18 protein-coding genes are annotated in these 18,226 nt (G+C 74.1%); 11 read left to right on the top strand and 7 right to left on the bottom strand.

Features of this window, described 5'->3' with window-relative positions; genetic code table 11:
• Positions 1-17: 17 nt before the first annotated feature.
• Positions 18-986, top strand: coding sequence for a zinc-binding alcohol dehydrogenase family protein (locus BJ983_RS10470; RefSeq protein ID WP_179797646.1), 969 nt, complete (start codon positions 18-20; stop codon positions 984-986).
• A gap of 1 nt (position 987) precedes the next feature.
• On the opposite strand, the gene BJ983_RS32215 is transcribed toward BJ983_RS10470, so the two are convergent.
• The 3 genes from BJ983_RS32215 to BJ983_RS10455 are packed head-to-tail and all read right to left on the bottom strand — an operon-like array spanning position 988 to position 2,406.
• Positions 988-1,662: a DUF427 domain-containing protein gene (locus tag BJ983_RS32215; RefSeq protein WP_218890207.1), complete on the bottom strand. Its 675-nt coding sequence runs from the start codon at positions 1,660-1,662 to the stop codon at positions 988-990.
• A 16-nt stretch (positions 1,663-1,678) separates the two neighbouring features.
• A complete protein-coding gene (locus tag BJ983_RS10460) occupies positions 1,679-2,041 on the bottom strand; it encodes a VOC family protein (RefSeq protein WP_343054002.1) in 363 nt (120 codons plus the stop codon).
• On the bottom strand, positions 2,038-2,406 hold the full coding sequence (locus BJ983_RS10455) for a hypothetical protein (protein ID WP_179793736.1): 369 nt from the start codon (positions 2,404-2,406) through the stop codon (positions 2,038-2,040). The genes BJ983_RS10460 and BJ983_RS10455 overlap by 4 nt, the downstream gene beginning before the upstream one ends.
• 111 nt (positions 2,407-2,517) lie before the next feature.
• On the opposite strand from BJ983_RS10455, the gene BJ983_RS10450 reads away from it, so the two are divergent.
• The 3 genes from BJ983_RS10450 (at position 2,518) to BJ983_RS32210 (ending at position 5,101) form a co-directional block, all read left to right on the top strand.
• Entirely contained in the window at positions 2,518-3,018 is a 501-nt protein-coding gene (locus tag BJ983_RS10450; RefSeq protein ID WP_179797640.1) for a CGNR zinc finger domain-containing protein, read from the top strand.
• 103 nt (positions 3,019-3,121) lie between these two features.
• Positions 3,122-3,844 carry a GntR family transcriptional regulator gene (locus BJ983_RS10445; protein ID WP_179793735.1) on the top strand — a complete coding sequence of 241 codons (723 nt, stop codon included), beginning with the start codon at positions 3,122-3,124 and terminating at the stop codon, positions 3,842-3,844.
• A gap of 42 nt (positions 3,845-3,886) precedes the next feature.
• Positions 3,887-5,101 (top strand): alpha/beta hydrolase fold domain-containing protein, encoded by a 1,215-nt coding sequence (locus tag BJ983_RS32210; protein WP_179793734.1) that lies wholly within the window; start codon positions 3,887-3,889, stop codon positions 5,099-5,101.
• 10 nt (positions 5,102-5,111) lie between these two features.
• Here BJ983_RS32210 and BJ983_RS10435 read toward each other — a convergent pair whose 3' ends face one another.
• Positions 5,112-6,008, bottom strand: a complete 897-nt coding sequence (locus BJ983_RS10435) for an SDR family oxidoreductase (RefSeq protein ID WP_179793733.1) — start codon at positions 6,006-6,008, stop codon at positions 5,112-5,114.
• 247 nt (positions 6,009-6,255) lie between these two features.
• Here BJ983_RS10435 and BJ983_RS10430 point away from each other — a divergent pair, with 247 nt between their 5' ends.
• Entirely contained in the window at positions 6,256-6,525 is a 270-nt protein-coding gene (locus BJ983_RS10430) for a hypothetical protein (RefSeq protein ID WP_179793732.1), read from the top strand.
• A 154-nt stretch (positions 6,526-6,679) separates the two neighbouring features.
• Here the strand turns inward: BJ983_RS10430 and BJ983_RS32205 are convergent, their stop codons facing one another.
• Positions 6,680-7,828, bottom strand: coding sequence for an adenylate/guanylate cyclase domain-containing protein (locus BJ983_RS32205; protein WP_179793731.1), 1,149 nt, complete (start codon positions 7,826-7,828; stop codon positions 6,680-6,682).
• Positions 7,829-7,933: 105 nt separating this feature from the next.
• Between BJ983_RS32205 and BJ983_RS10420 the strand changes: the two genes are divergently transcribed.
• From BJ983_RS10420 to BJ983_RS10395, 6 genes are all read left to right on the top strand, one after another.
• A complete protein-coding gene (locus BJ983_RS10420) occupies positions 7,934-9,163 on the top strand; it encodes an ROK family transcriptional regulator (protein ID WP_179793730.1) in 1,230 nt (409 codons plus the stop codon).
• Between the two features lie 185 nt (positions 9,164-9,348).
• On the top strand, positions 9,349-10,152 hold the full coding sequence (gene otsB, locus BJ983_RS10415; RefSeq protein ID WP_179793729.1) for a trehalose-phosphatase: 804 nt from the start codon (positions 9,349-9,351) through the stop codon (positions 10,150-10,152).
• Between the two features lie 49 nt (positions 10,153-10,201).
• Complete coding sequence (locus BJ983_RS10410; RefSeq protein WP_179793728.1) at positions 10,202-12,730, top strand: glycoside hydrolase family 65 protein; 2,529 nt, start codon at positions 10,202-10,204, stop codon at positions 12,728-12,730.
• A gap of 11 nt (positions 12,731-12,741) precedes the next feature.
• A complete protein-coding gene (locus BJ983_RS10405; protein WP_179793727.1) occupies positions 12,742-13,488 on the top strand; it encodes an HAD-IA family hydrolase in 747 nt (248 codons plus the stop codon).
• 7 nt (positions 13,489-13,495) lie between these two features.
• Entirely contained in the window at positions 13,496-14,533 is a 1,038-nt protein-coding gene (locus tag BJ983_RS10400; RefSeq protein ID WP_343053998.1) for an ROK family glucokinase, read from the top strand.
• The gene (locus BJ983_RS10395) at positions 14,530-16,002 is read left to right on the top strand and encodes a sugar porter family MFS transporter (protein ID WP_179793726.1); all 1,473 of its coding nucleotides are present in this window, start codon (positions 14,530-14,532) and stop codon (positions 16,000-16,002) included. The genes BJ983_RS10400 and BJ983_RS10395 overlap by 4 nt, the downstream gene beginning before the upstream one ends.
• Here the strand turns inward: BJ983_RS10395 and BJ983_RS10390 are convergent.
• A complete protein-coding gene (locus tag BJ983_RS10390) occupies positions 15,948-17,861 on the bottom strand; it encodes a DUF6596 domain-containing protein (RefSeq protein ID WP_179793725.1) in 1,914 nt (637 codons plus the stop codon). The two genes, BJ983_RS10395 and BJ983_RS10390, sit on opposite strands and share 55 nt — an antisense overlap.
• Entirely contained in the window at positions 17,861-18,172 is a 312-nt protein-coding gene (locus tag BJ983_RS10385; protein WP_246325563.1) for a YciI family protein, read from the bottom strand. Before BJ983_RS10385 ends, BJ983_RS10390 begins: the two co-directional genes overlap by 1 nt.
• Positions 18,173-18,226: the final 54 nt, after the last annotated feature.

Below are 18,226 nucleotides of genomic sequence, written 5' to 3'. Positions count from 1 at the left end.
TGAGCCTGCCCGAGACCATGCGTGCCGTCGTACTCGACGCCCCCGGCCCATCCGAAGCGCTCCGCGTGCGCGACCTGCCGGTGCCCACGCCGTCCCCCGGCGAGGTGCTGATCCGGGTGACCGCGTCGGGCATCAACCGCTCCGAGCTGCACACCCGCCTCGGGCTGGCCGAGGGGGTGACGTTCCCGCGGGTGCTCGGGATCGAGACGACGGGAGTCGTGGCGGCCTGTCCGGGCGGTGAGTTCGAGGTGGGCGCCCGCGTGGTGGCGATGATGGGCGGGATGGGCCGGGAGTTCGACGGCGGGTACGCCGAGTACACGTGCGTGCCCGCGCGGCAGGTCATCGGCATCCGCACCGATCTCGCCCCGGAGCTGGTCGGGGCGCTGCCCGAGATGCTGCAGACCGCGTACGGCTCGTTGTCCGTCGGGCTCGACGCCCGCCCCGGGCAGACCCTGCTGATCCGCGGGGGCACGTCGTCGGTGGGGCTCGCGGCGGCCGTGCTGGCGAAGCGGATCGGGATGACGGTGCTGTCGACGACCCGCGACCTCGGACGCTCGGATCTGCTGGCGGCGGCCGGGGTGGACCACCCGGTGCTCGACGACGGGGCGGTGGCGACGCGGGTGCGCGAGCTCGTGCCGGACGGCGTCGACGCCGCCCTGGAGCTGGTGGGGACCCCGACCCTGCGCGACACGCTGCAGGCGGTGCGGGTCCACGGCGTCGCCTGCGTGTCGGGGATGCTGTCGAACGTCTGGACGATCCCCGACTTCTACCCGATCGCCTACATCCCCCGCGGCGTGCGGATGACCGGGTACGGCGGCGACGCCGCGGATCTCCCGGCGGAGGTCCTGCAGGGCTTCCTCGACGACCTCGCTGCCGGCCGCGCCTCGATCCCGACCGGCCGGGTGTTCCGGCTCGACGAGATCGCCGAGGCGCACCGGCTGATGGAGTCCGGGCACGCGGGCGGCAAGCTCGTCGTCGTGCCCTGATCTAGAGGTCCACCGTCACGTCCACCCGGGTGTCGTCGAAGGCGATCAGTCCGGCCACCGCCGTCAGGGCGACGGTGGGCGCCCCGTAGGACCACGCCACGTCGTCCTGGTCCTCCGTGCTCCACCAGCCGGTGGTGACGCCCTTGTACGGGCACCGGGTGACGGTGTCCGAGGGGTGGAGCCGCGACCACACCACGGCGGGCGGGTCGAGGTACCAGCGCGGCGGCAGGCCGGTCTCGAACACCGCGACCGGGGACGTGGACCGGGCCAGCACCTCCTGCGAGCCCCGCCTCCGCACCGTCACCGTGCGCTCGGCCCGCAGGGCGTCCACGCGGACGTACGGGCTGCGGGGGTGGCCGTGCACGCGCTCGGACTCCTCGAACCAGGCCACGTCGTCGTGCAGCGGCACGACGACGTGGTCGGGGAGGTCCGCGGCGGGCGGGGTGGGCCGGGACCGCTCGAGCAGCCGGGCCGCGAGGTGGTCCCGCGGCACGGCGTACTGCGGGTAGTACGGGTGTTCCCACACGTACGACGCCGCCGTGGTGTCCAGGGCCCACCCCGCGTCGTCGAGGGCACGGAGCCGTCGCGGACAGGGGGCGACGTGGCCGGCGGCGACGGGCGGTCCGGGGAAGTGGCCGGGCGCGATGCCCTCCGCGGCCGGGCGTGGTCTGCTCACGTCCCCAGGGTCGTCCTCACCGCGGTCCGAGGACGCAGAACAGGTTGTCCTCGGGGTCGGCGAGCACCACCCACGGATGGTCGGGCGCAGGGTCCACGACCCGCGCGCCGAGCCCGACGAGCCGCTCGATCTCCTCGTCCCGGGTGCCGGCCGTGGCCGACAGGTCGAGGTGCAGCCGGTTCCGCCCGGGCTGCACGTCCCCGACCTGCTGGAAGAGCAGCTCGGGGCCGGCGGGCAGCGGGACGGCGACGTAGGTCGTGCCGTGGGCGTCGGGGGAGTGCTCGCCGACCTCGACGCCGAGGGCGTCCGCCCAGAACCGGGCGAGGGCCGCCGGATCCGTGGCGTCCACCGCGACGGCGAGCAGGCGCGAGCGGCTCACGACCGCAGCGCCGTCGTCGTGCCGGCCCGGGCCACCAGGACATTGCGGACGTCCTCCCACTGGTCCGGGCGTCCGACCCACCGGACCCGGCCCGACACCTCCCGCAGCACGCGGAGCAGCGCGAGCCGGTCGGCCGCCCGCCCCGGGGCGTCCAGCACGGGGTGGGTGGTGAGGGCCGCGCGCCAACGGGTGGGATCGAGGACGACGACGTGGTCCGCGGCCGGCAACAGGGCGGACAGCTCGGCCCGGTCCGCCACCCGGGTCTCGGCAAGACCGTTCAGGGCCGCCGCAGCCCGGGTGGCGGCCCGGCGGCCGCGGTCGTCGGGTCGGGCGGATACGACCAGCACGGTCGGAACTGCAGACATCGGTCGTCCTCCGGTAACGGTTAAAGTGTCGTTGATGCGCTTACCGTAGGAGAGGACGGGTAAGGGGTGCAAGTACTTCTAGACGATTACACGTGGTCGGCGGGCGTGGCGATGGACCTCGTGAACACCTCGCCGACGGTCTGGCGCGGGGTCGAGAAGCTCGACGCCCTCGACGCCCTGACCGCCTTCCTGGGCGAGCACGGCCTCGGCGGGTGGGCGGTGGGGCCCGACGACCTCCCGCCCGTCCGTGCCCTGCGGGAGCGGCTCCGTCCGCTGATCGAGGAGCCCGACCCGGAGCGGCGGGTCCTCGTCGCCGGGGAGCTGACCGCCGCCGTCGGCGGCGTGACGCTGGCCGACGGCTGGGCGGCCACGGTCCCCGACGGCACCCCGGTGACCGCGATGCTCGGGGCCGTCGCGGGTCTGGGCATCCTCGCCGTGCAGCTGCACCTCGGGCCCGACCGCTTCCGTCCCTGCTCGTCGGACACCTGCTCGGGCGTCTTCATCGACACCAGTCGGCCCGGGCGCCGCCGGTACTGCATGCCGGGTCTGTGCGGCAACCGCGCGAACGTGGCCGCGCACCGCGCCCGCCGTCGTGCCGCGGGACAGGGCTGACGGGGCGGACAGGGCTGACCGCTACGGCCGATTGTGGACAACTCAACAGCGCAAGCGATTGCGGGTACCGGAGGTACCGGGCAACCGTGGTAGGACCGGAGGCATGCCGGAATCGCGTGTCACGCGCGTCGCGGCCGAGGTGGAGCGGCTGTGCCGCGTCCTCGGCCCGGGCGCGCTGCTCCCCGGGGAGCGTGAACTCGCCGAGACCTGCGCGGTGTCGCGCTCGACGGTGCGCCTCGCGCTCGCGGACCTGACCAGCCGTCGCGTCGTGGAGCGGCGCCACGGTGCGGGGACCTACGCCCGGCGGACCGCGCCCGCCCACCCGCTCGACGCGGTGTCCTTCCACGACGACATGGCGCGGCGGGGGCTGCGCCCCGCCACGCGGGTGCTGTGGGGCGACGAACTCCCCGCCGACGACGACCTGGCGGCGGGCCTGGAGATCCGGACCAAGGACCCCGTCGTCCGGATCGCCCGCCTGCGGCTGGCCGACGACGAGCCGATGGCGCGCGAGGTGCTGCACGTGCCCGGCGCCGTCGCGCCGGGGCTGTGTGCGTCCGACCTGGACGGCGGAGCGTCGTGGTACGAGCTGCTGGAGATCCGGTACGGCCGCCGCATCGCCGACGGCTGCCAGACCGCGGAACCGGTGCTGGTCCTGGGCGAGGACGCCGTGCTGCTCGACGTGCCGCCCGGCAGCCCGGCGTGGCGCTTCGTGCGGACCTCGCGGGACGAGGGCGGCCAGGTGGTCGAGCGGGTGGACGCCCTGGTGCGGGCCGACCGCTATCTCGTCGAACTGCCCATCACCCGTCCGCGCGGTCGGGGGCGCTGAGCACCGCCGCCCGGCCCGGCTCCGGCCGTAGGGTTCCCGACCGTGACGGTCACCAGCGCACCGCCCGGCCCCCGGCACCGCGTCGGCGGTCTGCTCGCCGGTCTCGCGCTGCTCCTGCTGGGCGCCGTCGGCCTCCTCCTGGTGCTGGTGGCCCTCGGGGCCCTGGTGCCCAGACTCGGACCGCTGTCGGGGAACGCCACGATCACGGTGCAGACCTACGGGCCGCCGCTCGTGGTCGTCGGGGTCGTCGCGACGCTCGTCGCCCTGGTCGTCCGACTCCGGCTGCGGCGGGCGGGCACGGTCGTCGTCGGGCTCGGACTGGTGGGCACCGTCGCGCTCGGCGTCGTCGTGGGGCTCGTCGTGTCCGCCGCGGGGGCCGCCGGGGGCGCGATCGACCTCGTGCGGGCCATCGACCCGCACGGCGACGTCTCCCTGCCCGACGGCTACCCGCAGTACGGGACCGGCCCGGGCGGGGAGCCCCTGCGCGCGGCGGTGTACCGGCCCGCCGGCGCCGCCGGGCCGGCACCGATCCTGGTCTACGTGCACGGCGGCGGCTGGACCGCCGGGTCGGAGCTCGACAACTCCTCGGACATGCGGTGGTTCGCCCAGCGCGGTCGGCTCGTGATCAGCGTGGGCTACACCCTGGCGACCCCGCAGCGCCCGACGTGGGACCTCGCAGCGGCGCAGGTCGCGTGCGCGCTGACCCAGCTGCCGGCGCTCGCTCCCGGGCTCGGCGGCGACCCGACCCGGATCGTGCTCTCCGGCGACTCCGCGGGCGGGCAGCTGGCGGTGTCGGTCGCCAACCACGCGGCCTCGCGCACCCAGCCGTCCGCGTGCGGGGGACGCGTGCCCGTCCCGCAGGGGGTCCTCGTGCAGTACCCGGCGGTCGACCCCGTCGGCGCCTGGGCGGACGGCCGCTTCCCCGGGCACCCGGACGAACCCGGGCGGCCGCTCCTCGAGACCTACACCGGGGGCACCCCGAGCCAGGTGCCGGACCGCTACACCGCCATCGCCGGAATCCCCGCGATCACCCCGGCCGCGCCTCCGACCCTCGCCCTCGTGCCGTCGGACGACGAGCTGGTGCCCCCGGCCGGACCCGAGGCGTTCGTCGCCGCCGCCCGGGCGGCCGGGGTCGACGCCACCACGGTGACGGTGCCGTTCGCGAACCACGCCTACGACGTGGGCGGCATCAGCTCCCTGGGCAACCAGTTCCGCCGCAGCGTCAGCGACCGCTGGCTCACCGACCGGGGCTGGTGAGCCGCGCCGCTCAGTGCAGGGCCCAGGCATCGGGTTGCGTCCCGTCGAGGTCGACCACGCCGTAGGTGCGGGCGAGCTCGCCCGCCGTGACGGACGTCTGGTTCCACCGGGCCCGCTCGGGGTCGGCCGCGAGGGCCGCGATCGCCCGCCCCACGAACCGCGGCGTCTCCGACTGCGCGAAGCCCTGCGGGGCCGTCGACCCGACGGCCTGCCGCCACGTCGCCTCCGTGACCCCGAAGGCCTCCAGCATGAGCTCCGAGCGCATCCAGCCCGGCGTGACCGCGAGCGCCGTGGCCCCGCGCGGGGCGAGCTCGCGGCCCTGTGACCAGGCGAGCCGGTTCACCGCGACCTTCGCGAGGTCGTAGAACACCGAGATCCGGTAGTGGTCCGCGTTGAAGGCCGTGGTGCCGTCGGTGACCTCCACGACCAGCCCGCCCGGCCGCGCCAGCACCAGCGGCAGCAGGTGGTGCGAGGTGATCAGGTGGGTGTCGATCGCGAGCCGGAGGATGCGCAGCCCGACCGCCAGGTCGTGCTCCCACAGCGGCGTGTCCCACTCCGCCGGCGCGCCCTTGAGGTCCTCGGCGCCCCAGATGTCGTTGACCAGCACGTCGACCCGGCCGAACTCCGTCCGCAGCCACGCGGCGAGCTCCGCCACCTGCGCGGGATCGAGGTGGTCGACCTGGCGGGCCACGCCGCGCCCGCCGAGTGCGGTGACCAGCTCGGCCGTCTCCTCGATCGTCTCCGGGCGCCCCGCGTAGTCCGACACCACGCCCGCGCGCCCGGCCCGGCTGGACCGCCCCGTGCACACCACCGTCGCCCCCGCCTCGCCGAACGCGGCCGCGATGCCGCGCCCGGCCCCGCGCGTCGCTCCGGCGACCACCACCACGGACCCCGTCGCATCGGTCATGTCGGACACCGTGCCCGAAGGGTCCGACAGTGACGGCCGGATCGTGGGGTTGACCGGCCGGAACGTGCGGGTGTTCAGTGATCAGCGGTCGCCCGCGAGGAGAGGAGGTGAGCGATGAGTCCCGGTCACAGTCCCGGCGCCGGTTCCCGGCCCCGCTCGCTCCGTCCCTCCTCGCCCGCCTCCCGCCCGGCCTGATCCGGGCGCGACGCGTGGGCGTGCCCGCACGCGTCCCGGAACGAGGCTCGCCATGAGCATCACGATCTCGATCACCATCCCCGCGCCCACGGTCCTGACCCGCCGTCCGGACCTCACCTGGCGCTCCGTCCGCCCGTTCGTCCCCGTCCTGCTCGCGGGCGCCGAGCAGCTCGTGCCCGGGCTCGGCCTCGTCGTCGCGATCGCCGGCCTCGTCGGGGTGCAGGCCGCCGTCGAGGTGCCCACGGTGGAGGAGCCGGCCGACGAGGCCGCCGGGCCCGACGTCGACGACACCGAGGAACCCCGGCTCCGCCTCGTCGCCTGAGCCCGCCGGACCCGAGGTCCACGTGGGGCAGGTCCCGGGGCCCGCGGACCTGCGTGGTGTGCACCTCGAGCCCGGGCCCGCGGCGATGCCCGCACCGAGGTTCACATGGGGCAGGTTCCGGGGCCTTCGGGCCTGCGTGGTGTGACCCTCGGGCTCAGCGCTCGGGGGACACGCCGGTCAGGTCGACCACCGCGAGCGTCCCGGCGTCGCGCACGGCCTTCGCGTCGTGGTCGCCGGCGAGTTCCGCGAGCGGGCGGTAGGTCAGGCGCAGCGGGTCGATGCCGAGCGCGGCGGCGTCGTCGGGGTCGAGGCGCTCCACGAGCGTCTTCGACACCAGCGTCTGCCCGCCCGACGCGACGTGCTCCACCCGGGCGCACTCGTTGACCTCGTCGCCGAGCGCGGTCACCTCCAGCCGCCCGCCGGTGACGATCTGGCCGATGTAGAGGTCGGCGCCCCAGTGCACGCCGACGTTGACGCGGCAGTCGTCCGGGTCCAGCCCCACCCCGTCGGCCGCGAGCGCCTCGATGATCGTGCACACCTCCCCGGGCAGGGTCAGCGCCACGGCGAGGGCGGACCGTGCCGCCGCCGACTCCGACCCGACGCCGCCACCCGACGAGCACGCCGCGAGGAAGAACGCCGACGCCCCGTCGCCCGCGTGCTTGCCGACGATGCCGCCGTGCCGGGCCACCAGGTCGTCGAACACCGTGGTGAAGCGCCGGACGAGGTCGAAGTAGACCGGGGTGGGCAGGCGCCGGGCGAGCGGGCCGGAGGAGTCGATGTCGGCGAACAGCACCGCGGTGGGTCGGCGGCCGGGCTCGGTCAGGTCGGCCATCCGCGTGAACATGGCCTCGTCGCCCTCGCTGACCAGGGCGAGCACGCGGGCGGGGAGCAGCGGCGCGAAGACGAGGGCGGTGCCGGCGGGCCGCCCGTCGGGCGCGCGCAGGCCGAGTCCGAGCATCCCGACGGGCCGGTTCCGGCCTGCGAGGTTCAGCTCGACGGGGGACACCCACAACGGGGGCAGGTCGTGGTCGGGCTGCAGGCGCCGGGCGAGGTCGGCCCGCAGTTCCTCCCGCGTCGTCCCCGAGAGCATGTCCGACCAGATGGGGAGCTCGAGCCCCTCGTCCAGCGACATGCCCAGACCCACCTCCGTGGAGTCGTCGGCGCCCGCGAGCTGCAGCAGCTGTTCGGAGACCCACTGCAGGCGACCGGCGTCGTCGTGCACCTGCGACGCGGTGCGGCTGTCGACGAGGGCGTCGATCACCGCCTGCCGCAGGGCCGCCAGATCTGCCTCGGAATCGGACACCGGACGGACGCTAGCGATGGTCCGGACGCCTCGCCGTCGGGGCCGGTGAGCTCACCGTTCGACCGGAGAGTGACACAAGCCACAAGCACGGGCTACGTTCATCGGATGAACGCGGTGCGACCCGGCTCCCCGGCGGGCCTGCGGGAGGCGAACCGTCGTCGGGTGCTCGACGCCGTGCTCGCGGAGGGGGAGCCGACCCAGTCCGGGATCGCCGCCTCGACGGGCCTCGCCCCGGCCACCGTGTCGAACATCGTGCGCGACCTCTGCCGCGAGGGCCGCCTCACCGCCTCCACCACGGTGCGCGGCGGCCGCCGGGTCCGGGCCGTGCGGCTCGCCCCCGTGCCCGGGGTGGTCGCCGGCATCGACTTCGGGCACCGCCACGTGCGGGTGGGCATCCAGCGCGCGGCCGTCACCGTGCTGCCGGAGGGCGAGGACGACGGCGAGGGGGAGGGGCCGGGGCGCCTGCTCGCCGAGCGGTCCTCCGACCTCGCCGAGGGCCACGACGCGGGCGTCGGCCTCGACGTGGCCGCGGCCCTGCTCGACGAGGCCCTGGCCGCCGCGGGCGTGCCGCGGCCCGAGCTGCTCGCCGTCGGGATCGGCCTCCCGGCGCCGGTGGACGCGCGGACCGGGGCGGTGGGGGAGCCGGGGATCCTGCCCGGCTGGGTCGGCATCCGGCCCGCGGCCGTCGCGGGCGAGCGCTTCGGCGCACCGGTGGTGGTGGACAACGACGCCCTGCTCGGCACCCTCGCGGAGCGGGCGTGGGGTGCGTTGCGCGAGGTGGACGACGGGGTCTACCTCAAGCTCTCCGACGGGGTCGGGGCCGGACTGGTGCTGGGCGGGCGGCCCTACCGCGGCCGGACGGGCACGGCGGGGGAGCTGGGCCACGTCGTGGTCGACGACTCCGGCGGGCCGCCCGGCGGTGCGGTCTGCCGCTGCGGCAACCGGGGGTGCCTCGAGACGTGGGCCTCCACGGCCACCGTGGTCGGCCTGCTCGAACCGTTGCTCGGCGCGCCGCTGACGGTCGAGGAGGTCGTCGCCCGGGCCCGCGGCGGGCACGCCCCCTCGCGGCGGGTGCTGGCCGACACCGGCGAGCACGTGGGGCGCGCCCTCGGTGGCCTGTGCAGCGTCCTCACCCCCGCGCGGATCGTCGTCGGGGGCGAGCTGGCCCAGGCCGAGGACCTGCTCCTCGACCCGCTGCGTGCCGCGCTCGAGCGGTGGGCGCTCCCGGGCGCGGTCGACGGCGTCGAGGTGACCACCGCCCGGCTCGGTCGCCACGCCCACGTCCTCGGGGCCGTCGCGCTGGCCCTCGAGCACGTCCTCGCCGCGCACGGCTGACCCGTCCTCCGAACCCCGGGCGCGGCCCGCAGGACACAGCCGGTCATGCGTGCCAAGATCGGCGCCACGCGTTCATCGGTTGACCGCGTGGGGGTCCGGAACTAGCCTGTGAAGCGCGTCACAAGTCGACCGCCGACCGCTGTCGAGCGGGTCGTGGCGCACGTCGACGTGGAGGTCGCAGTCACATGAGCGCGCGTGCGTCCCAGCTGCCCGGGCCGGCCGAGGCGCTCGCCGACCGGGGCGACGGCCGTACGCCGGCGGTCTTCCTGGACTACGACGGCGTGCTCAGCCCGATCGTCGACAACCCCTCCGACGCCGTGATGACCGACGAGATGCGCCGGATCGTCTCCGAACTCGCGCGGCGCGCGAGCGTCTGCGTCGTCTCCGGTCGCGACCGGGCGGTGGTGATGGAGCTGATGGGCCTCGACGACCTCGTCGTCGCCGGCAGCCACGGCTTCGACATCCACCACCCGACGACGGGTCGGATCACCCACGACGCCTCCACCGGGTTCGAGGGACTCGTCGAGGAGGTGACGCGCGAGGTCACCGAACGCGCCGAGGGGATCGGGGGCACGCTCGTGGAGCCGAAGCACGCCTCGGTCGCCCTCCACTACCGCGGGGTCGATCCGTCCGAGCACGACCGGGTCCAGCGCCTGGTCGACGACGTGCTCGCCGCCCACCCCGACCAGCTGCGGGTGACCCCCGGCAAGTTCGTCCACGAGATCCAGCCGAAGATCGACTGGAACAAGGGACGCGCCGTCGAGCACCTGCTCGACGTCCTGGAGCTGCGGGGCGAGAAGTACCTGCCCGTCTACCTCGGCGACGACGTCACCGACGAGGACGCCTTCACCGCACCGAGCATCGCCGACGGCGGACTCGGGGTGCTCGTGATCGACCCGGCCGACGCCGAGGGCCGCGAGACCGCCGCGGCGGCGGTGCTCCCGGACGTCGACGCGGTCGGCGCCTTCCTCGACGGACTCGCCCGCTGATCCCCCGAACCGCCCAGAAGCGCCGCCCCCCAGCAGGAGGAGACCGACGGTGAGCACCGACGAGCACCGCACCGCCGAGGACACCGGTCCCGGGCACGACGCGGAGGGCTGGACCCTCACCTGGCGGGGCCTCGATCCCGAGGAGGAGGGCCTGCGCGAGGCGTTGTCCTCCACCGGCAACGGCTACTTCTGCACGCGCGGTGCTGCGGAGTGGGAGGAGACCGACCCGCCGCGGCACTACGCGGGCACCTACGCGCACGGCGCCTACAACCGTGAGACCACGATCCTCGGCGGCCGGCCGGTGCTCAACGAGGACCTGGTCAACCTGCCGAACTGGCTCACCCTGATGCTGCGCATCGAGGGCGAGGAGGCCATCACCCTCGACAACGTCGAGGTGCTGGACTACGAGCACTCCTACGACATCCGCACGGCGCTGGTCACCCGCACGCTGCGCTTCCGCGACCGCAAGGGCCGGGAGACGAGCCTGCGCAGCCGCCGCTTCATGTCCATGGCGCACAGCCACCAGGCGGCGCTCGAGTGGGTCCTGACGCCGGAGAACTGGTCCGGGCAGATCGGGATCGTCACCGCGATCGACGGCCGCGTCGACAACAACATGGTCGCGCGCTACCGCGACCTCGAGGGCCGCCACCTCGACCCGGTCAGCCCGCGGACCTTCGGTCCGGAGATCATCGCGCTCAAGGTCCGCACCCGGCAGTCGAACCTCTACATCTCCGAGGCGGCGCGCACCCGGGTCGCGCGCAGCCGCGGGCGCTCGTGGCAGGCCGTCGAGCCGAAGCGCACGTTGCACCAGATGAACGACTACATCCAGCAGGTGCTCGACCTCGAGGCCCACGAGGGCGAGTCGATCAAGGTCGAGAAGCTGGTGTCGTTCTTCACCAGCCACGACAACGCGATCACCGAGACGCTCACCGCCGCGGGCCGCCACGTCGAGCGCTACCCCGACTTCGCGGAGGCCTTCGCCGAGCACGAGTCCGCCTGGACCGAGCTCTGGGACGTCTGCGCGATCGACCTGCCGTCGGAACCCCGCGTGCAGCTGCTGCTGCGGTTCCACACCGCGCACGTGCTCCAGGTCTGCTCGCGGCACACGGCCCGCCACGACGCCGGGGTGCCGGCCCGTGGGCTCAACGGCGAGGCCTACCGCGGGCACGTGTTCTGGGACGAGCTCTACGTCTACCCGTTCCTCAACTTCCGCCTGCCGGAGATCACGCGCGGGCTGCTGATGTACCGCTACCGGCGGCTCGCCGAGGCGCGCGCGGCGGCCGCCGAGGCCGGCTACTCGGGCGCGATGTTCCCGTGGCAGTCCGGCTCGGACGGGACCGAGGAGACGCAGGTCGTCCACCTCAACCCGCTCTCGGGCCAGTGGGACCCCGACCACTCGCACAACCAGCGCCACGTGAACGCGGCGATCTTCTACAACGTCTGGCAGTACTACCAGGCCACCGACGACCTGGAGTTCCTGCGCGACTACGGCGCCGAGCTCATGCTCGAGATCGCGCGCTTCTGGGCCTCGATCGCGCACAAGAACCCGCAGACCGGGCGCTACGAGATCCACGGCGTCATGGGCCCGGACGAGTTCCACGAGGGCTACCCGGGCGCCGGGACCGGCGGTCTGCGCAACAACGCCTACACCAACGTCATGGTGGCGTGGATCTGCTCGACCGCCCCGAAGGTGCTCGACCTGCTCACCGCCAGCCGCCGCCGCGCCCTGCGCAGCCGCCTCGGCATCACCGACGCCGAGATCGCGCGCTGGGAGGAGATGACGCGGCTGATGTACGTGCCCACCCACGACGTCGGGGACGGGCACCGCGTGGTCAGCCAGTTCGAGGGCTACGAGGGCCTCGAGGAGCTGGACTGGGAGGGCTACCGCGCGAAGCACACCAACATCCAGCGGATGGACCGCATCCTCAAGGCCGAGGGCGACGACCCCGACCGGTACAAGGTCGCCAAGCAGGCCGACACGGTGATGCTGTTCTTCCTCTTCTCCGACGTCGAGCTGCGCGAGGTGCTCGACCGCCTCGGCTACGGCGAGATCGCCGACGACCCGGACTTCGCGCGCCGCCTCATCGACTACTACGACCACCGGACCTCGCACGGCTCGACGCTGTCGCTGGTCGCGCACGCGGCGGTGCTGGCCGGCATCGACCCGTCGTCGTCGTGGGACCGCTTCCTCGTGGCGCTCGAGTCCGACGTCGGCGACGTGCAGGGCGGCACCACCAAGGAGGGCATCCACATGGGTGTCATGTCGGGCACGCTCGACCTCCTGCAGCGCGCCTACGTTGGCTGCGACGTGCGCGACGGCGTCCTGCACTTCGCGCCGCGGGTGACCAGCCGCCTGGACGGGCTGCGCTACTCGATGGTCTTCCAGGGCACCTCGCTGCAGGTCTCGGTGACCGGCGGCGAGCTCGTGGTCGAGATCGCCACGGAGGGCTTCTCGCACCCGATCAAGGTCGACCTCGGCGGCGAGGTCCGTGAGATGAAGGCCGGCGACCGCGCCACGGTCCGCCTCGTCGACGACCCGTCGCAGATTCCCGGTACCACCGAGCTCGAGCACGTCTGAGGAGATCGATCGTGAGTGCATTCAAGGGCGGCATCTTCGACGTCGACGGCGTCCTCGTCGACTCGCCCCACGAGCAGGCGTGGCGGGAGTCCCTGCAGGAGCTCATGGAGGGCCCCTGGTCCGACATCCGCGACCAGACCTCCTGGAGCCCGGAGGCCTTCACCTCCGAGGTCTACCACCAGCGGATGTCCGGGAAGCCGCGCAAGGCCGGGGCGACGGCCGCGCTGGAGTACTTCGGCGTGCCCGACGTCGAGCGCCGGGTCACCGAGTACGGCGACCACAAGCAGGAGATGATCATCCGGCTGATCAAGGACGGGAAGTTCTCCGCCTACGACGACGCCGTGCGCTTCGTCATCGCGGTGAAGAACGCCGGCATCCCGATCGCCGCGGCCTCGTCGTCGAAGAACGCGAAGCTCTTCCTGGAGCGCATCGACCTCGCGAACTACGGCGGCTCGGGCAACCTGCACGAGGCGTTCGACGTGGACGTCTCCGGTCGCGACTTCGCCCAGGGCAAGCCCCACCCGGAGATCTTCCTGACGGCGGCGAAGGAGCTCGGCGTGGAGCCGGGCGACGCGTTCGTCTGCGAGGACGCCACCAACGGCATCCAGGCGGCGAAGGCCGGCGAGTTCGCCGCGATCGGCGTCGCGCGCGCGGACGACACCGACGCCCTCGCCGGCGAGGGCGCCGACCTCGTGGTGACCGACATGGGGACCATCGACGTCGACAGGCTGGCGTCCCACGAGCTGGCGACGAAGTAGGGGCACCGTGACCGGAGACGCAGCGCAGCGGAGCTCGACCCCGCCGGTGAGCCCCGAGGACGTTCCCGACGACGGGTTGACCGTCGGCGTCGACGTCGGTGGCACCAAGATCGCCGCCGGCGTGGTCGACGGCGACGGCAAGCTGCTCGCGCACACCCGCCGCGAGACGCCCGCCCAGTCGACCGAGGGCGTGCTGTCCGGCATCGCCGACGCGGTCCGGGAGCTCGCCGGCGCCCACGAGGTGCACGCGGTCGGGATCGGCGCGGCGGGGTTCGTCGACGCGAACCGCTCGACGGTGATGTTCGCGCCCAACCTCGCGTGGCGCGACGAGGACCTGCGCACGAAGCTCTCCGACCGGCTCGGCCTGCCCGTCGTCGTCGAGAACGACGCGAACGTGGTGGCCTGGTCGGAGTCACGGTTCGGCGCCGGGCGGGACCACGACGACGTCGTCGCCATCACGATCGGCACCGGGGTCGGCGGCGGGATCGTGATCGGCGGTCGGCTGCTGCGCGGCGGCTTCGGCGTGGCCGCCGAGATCGGCCACATCACGATGGTCCCCTACGGCCGCCGGTGCGGCTGCGGGCTCCAGGGCTGCTGGGAGCAGTACGGCTCCGGGCGGGCCCTGGTCACCGAGGCCCGCGAGATCGCCCGGCACTCCCCGGCGTTCGCCGCGGGCCTGCTCGATCGCGCCGGTGGGGACCCGGACGCGATCACCGGGGAGATGGTCACCGAGCTCGCCCAGCGCGGCGACGTCGGTGCCCTGCACTGCTTCGACGAGATCGGACGCTGGATCGGGCTGGGCTGTGCCCAGCTCGCGGCGGTGCTCGACCCGTCGGTGTTCGTCATCGGTGGCGGGGTGTCGGAGGCGGGGGAGGTGCTGCGGTCCCGGGTCGAGGCGACCTTCCGCGGCAACCTCACCGGTCGCGGGCACCGTCCGGTGGCGGAGGTCCGCCTGGCCGAACTCGGCTGGGAGGCGGGCATGGTCGGCGCGGCCGACCTCGCACGGACACATCCGGACACCGCTGTCACGAGAGGGACGTCATGACCACTGATCAGCCGGTCGGGCCGGGGGGCCCGTCGGTCTCCTCCGGAACCGGGGCACCGCCGAAGACGTCGGCGAAGGCCATCCTGGTCTCCATCGTCGCTGCCGTCGGCGGCTTCCTGTTCGGCTTCGACTCCAGCGTCATCAACGGCGCGGTCGACGCGCTGAACAACCAGTTCGACCTCACCAACAGCCCGCTGCTCTCCGGCTTCGCCGTGGCCTGCGCCCTGCTGGGCTCCGCGGTGGGCGCGTGGTTCGCCGGACCGGTCGCCGACCGGTACGGCCGGGTGCGCGTCATGCTCATCGCGGCCGCGCTGTTCGCGATCAGCTCGATCGGCTCCGGTCTCGCGTTCGCGGTCTGGGACCTCATCATCTGGCGCATCCTCGCCGGCGTGGGCATCGGCATCGCCTCGGTCATCGCCCCGGCCTACATCGCCGAGATCGCCCCGGCGCACATCCGCGGCCGCCTCGGCTCGCTGCAGCAGATGGCGATCGTGCTCGGCATCTTCGTCGCCCTGCTCTCCGACGCCCTGCTCGCCGGGGTCGCCGGCGGTGCCGCGAACGAGTTCTGGCTCGGGCTCGAGGCGTGGCGCTGGATGTTCATCGTCGGGATCATCCCGTCGGCCATCTACGCGATCCTCGCGCTGCGCATCCCGGAGTCCCCGCGCTACCTCGTCGCGAAGGGGCAGCTGGAGAAGGCGGGGGAGGTCCTCCACTCCGTGGAGGGCTCCCGGTCGATGGAGTCGGTCCAGCGCAAGATCGGCGAGATCGCCGAGTCCCTGCGCCGAGACGTGAAGCCGTCGCTGCGCGACCTCTCCGGCGAGCGCTTCGGCCTCAAGCCGATCGTCTGGGTCGGCATCCTGCTGTCGGTGTTCCAGCAGTTCGTCGGCATCAACGTGATCTTCTACTACTCGACGACGCTGTGGCAGGCGGTCGGGTTCTCCGAGTCCCAGTCCTTCCTGGCCTCGGTGATCAACGGCCTGATCAACGTCATCTCGACGGTGGTCGCGATCCTCATCGTCGACAAGGTCGGTCGTCGGCCGATGCTGCTCGCGGGCTCGCTCGGCATGACGATCACGCTGCTCGTCATGGCGGTGTCGTTCTCCCAGTCGATGCCGGCGGTCAGCGAGAGCGGCGAGGCGACCGTGGCGCTGCCCGGGGCCTGGGGACCGATCGCGCTCGTGGCGGCGAACCTCTTCGTCGTCTCGTTCGCCATCACGTGGGGCCCCGTCGTCTGGGTGCTGCTCGGCGAGATGTTCCCGAACTACCTGCGTGCCGCCGCCCTCTCGGTCGCGGCCGCCGCGCAGTGGATCGCGAACTTCCTCATCACGGTGACGTTCCAGTCGCTGGCGGACGTGGGCCTCACGCTGGCCTACGGCCTCTACACGGCCTTCGCCCTGATCTCCTTCGTCTTCGTCTACCGGGCCGTGGCCGAGACGAAGGGCAAGGAGCTCGAGGAGATGGTCGCCTGACGATCCCGGCGCAGTGAGCGCAGGGTCGAGCCGCCGGAGGCCTGCTTGAACAGGTACTCGGCGCGCTCGTAGGACAGCCGCCGACGCCCGGTGTGCGGACAGAGGTCCCGCGCACCGGGCGTCCGCGTGGGTCCGGGGCGTCGGTCGGTGAGGAAGAGCGGGCCGGCCGTCCGGTCCCCGACGAGCGCCGCCAACAGAGCCGTCGTCGTCGGCGAGCACCGCAGGCGCCCGACGTCGGGGACGTCGAGGGCCAGCGCGTCGGTGACGGTCGCCCCGGTCTCCGCGAGGAGGGTCCACAGGGCCCGCTCGCGTACCGGACCGTCCGGCACCGCGGCGGGCGCGCCGGACGGGGGCCGGGCCGGGAGGGACCGGACCACGAGGTCCCTCGCGAGCTCGGCGCGGTCGAGGTGGGCGACGAACGACCGCACCGTCGCGCGGTGCCGGTTCCACGTCGCCGCCGAGGCGTCGCCCCACTGCGCAGTCACCACGGCGGCGACCGTGCCCGCGTCGAGCGTGGCGAGCGGTCGGAGGTCGCCGAGGGCGCCGACGAGCCGGTGCAGGGTCTGGGCGTACGAGCGTCGGGAGGCGGCCGCGAGGTCGTCCCGGGCGAGGAAGCGCTCGACGGCGGGTCCGAGGGTGGGCCCGGAGACGGCGGCGGCCGCGAGGGCGTCGGCCCGGCGCAGGAGGACCGCCCGCTCGGCGCCGTTCGTGGTCGCGGCGGCGGCGCGCCGCCACTCCACGCGGGCCTCGGCGTCCCGGCCGAGCCGGGCGAGCAGGTCGGCCCGGACCGCGGCCAGCAGGTGGTAGTCCCGCAGCGCGCCGTCCGCGGCGATCTCGTCCACGGCGGCGAGGCCGGCCGCCGGACCCTGCACGCGCCCGAGGGCCACCGCGCGGTTGAGCCGGACGACCGGGGTCGGCAGCACCACCACGAGCAGGTCGTAGAGGGCTGCGACCTGCGCCCAGTCGGTGCCGTCCGGCCGGGCGTGGCCCGCGGCGATCGCAGCCTGCAGGACGTAGGGCCCTGGCGGACCGTGCTGCACCTCGCGGGCGCGGAGCACGGCGGTGAGCCCGCGCCGGATCGCGTCGGCGTCCCAGCGGGAGCGGTCCTGCTCGTCGAGGGGTACGGGGGCGCCGGCCGCGTCGGTGCGGGCCGCGGATCGGGAGGCCTGCAGCTCCATGAGCGCGACCAGGCCGTGGACCTCCGGGTCGCCCGGCGCGTGCTCGACGAGCAGCCGACCGAGGCGCACGGCCTCGTCGACGAGGGCAGGTCGCAGCAGGTCGTCCCCGGCGGTGGCGGTGTAGCCCTCGTTGAACACGAGGTAGACGACCTCGAGGACGGCGTCGAGCCGGTCTCCGACGGTCTCCGGCCCGAGGCCGAGCCCGGCCAGCGTCCGCCGCGCCCGGGCGATCCGCGCGACCACCTGCGGCTCGTGGAGCAGGAACGCCCGGGCGATCTCCGCGGTCGACAGGCCCGCGACGAGTCGCAGGGTCAGCGCCGTCCGTTCCTCGCGGGCGAGGGCCGGATGGCAGGTGAGCAGGACGAGGCGCAGGACGTCGTCGGGCGTCGTCGCGCCGGACGGGGGCGCCGGCGCCTCCGGCGCCCATCCGTCGTCGGGAAGGCCCTCCAGCCGCCCCGTACGGCGCAGGTGGTCGAGGGCGCGCCGCCGGGCGACCGTGGTCAACCAGGCCGCGGGCGTGTCGGGGACCCCGGCCGCCGGCCACTGCTCGAGGGCCGCGACGAGGGCGTCCTGGGCGAGCTCCTCGGCGAGGCCGACGTCGCCGACCAGGCGGACGAGACCGCCGACGATCGTCGCGGACTCGGCCCGCCAGACGGCGGCGGCGACCTCTCCGGGCTCCATCAGGGGGTGAAGACCTGGTGGATCGTCGACTGCCCGTCGCCGACGATCGCCCGGAACCGCCGGGCGAACTCCAGCGCCTCGTCCCAGGAGTCGGCGTCGATGATCGCGAAGCCGAGCACCGCTTCCTTGGCCTCGGCGAACGGTCCGTCGGTCACGGTGCTCTCGTCGCCGACGGTCTCGAGGCGGCGGGCGTCGGGGGTGAGGCCACCGGTCAGCACGAGCGACCCGGCCGTCGTCATCTCCTCGATGAAGGCGCCCATCTCGGCGAAGAGGGCCTCGTCGGGAGTGCGGCTGTTCTCGCCCGTGGTCATGAGGAATCGCATGGTGTCTCCCTGGTCGGTCGGTGCGTCATCACGACGACGGGC

The sequence above is a fragment of the Actinomycetospora corticicola genome, from assembly GCF_013409505.1.
Taxonomy (GTDB): domain Bacteria; phylum Actinomycetota; class Actinomycetes; order Mycobacteriales; family Pseudonocardiaceae; genus Actinomycetospora; species Actinomycetospora corticicola.
This window is presented reverse-complemented; position numbering and strand designations above follow the sequence as displayed.

Bases quoted from the DNA above. Each gene is read 5' to 3' on its own strand.
- BJ983_RS10435 (WP_179793733.1), bottom strand. From the start codon at position 6,008: ATGACCGATGCGACGGGGTCCGTGGTGGTGGTCGCCGGAGCGACGCGC.
- otsB (WP_179793729.1), top strand. From the start codon at position 9,349: ATGAGCGCGCGTGCGTCCCAGCTGCCCGGGCCGGCCGAGGCGCTCGCC.
- BJ983_RS10430 (WP_179793732.1), top strand. From the start codon at position 6,256: ATGAGCATCACGATCTCGATCACCATCCCCGCGCCCACGGTCCTGACC.
- BJ983_RS10395 (WP_179793726.1), top strand. From the start codon at position 14,530: ATGACCACTGATCAGCCGGTCGGGCCGGGGGGCCCGTCGGTCTCCTCC.
- BJ983_RS10455 (WP_179793736.1), bottom strand. From the start codon at position 2,406: ATGTCTGCAGTTCCGACCGTGCTGGTCGTATCCGCCCGACCCGACGAC.
- BJ983_RS10450 (WP_179797640.1), top strand. From the start codon at position 2,518: ATGGACCTCGTGAACACCTCGCCGACGGTCTGGCGCGGGGTCGAGAAG.
- BJ983_RS10470 (WP_179797646.1), top strand. From the start codon at position 18: ATGCGTGCCGTCGTACTCGACGCCCCCGGCCCATCCGAAGCGCTCCGC.
- BJ983_RS10420 (WP_179793730.1), top strand. From the start codon at position 7,934: ATGAACGCGGTGCGACCCGGCTCCCCGGCGGGCCTGCGGGAGGCGAAC.
- BJ983_RS10385 (WP_246325563.1), bottom strand. From the start codon at position 18,172: ATGACCACGGGCGAGAACAGCCGCACTCCCGACGAGGCCCTCTTCGCC.
- BJ983_RS10390 (WP_179793725.1), bottom strand. From the start codon at position 17,861: ATGGAGCCCGGAGAGGTCGCCGCCGCCGTCTGGCGGGCCGAGTCCGCG.
- BJ983_RS10445 (WP_179793735.1), top strand. From the start codon at position 3,122: ATGCCGGAATCGCGTGTCACGCGCGTCGCGGCCGAGGTGGAGCGGCTG.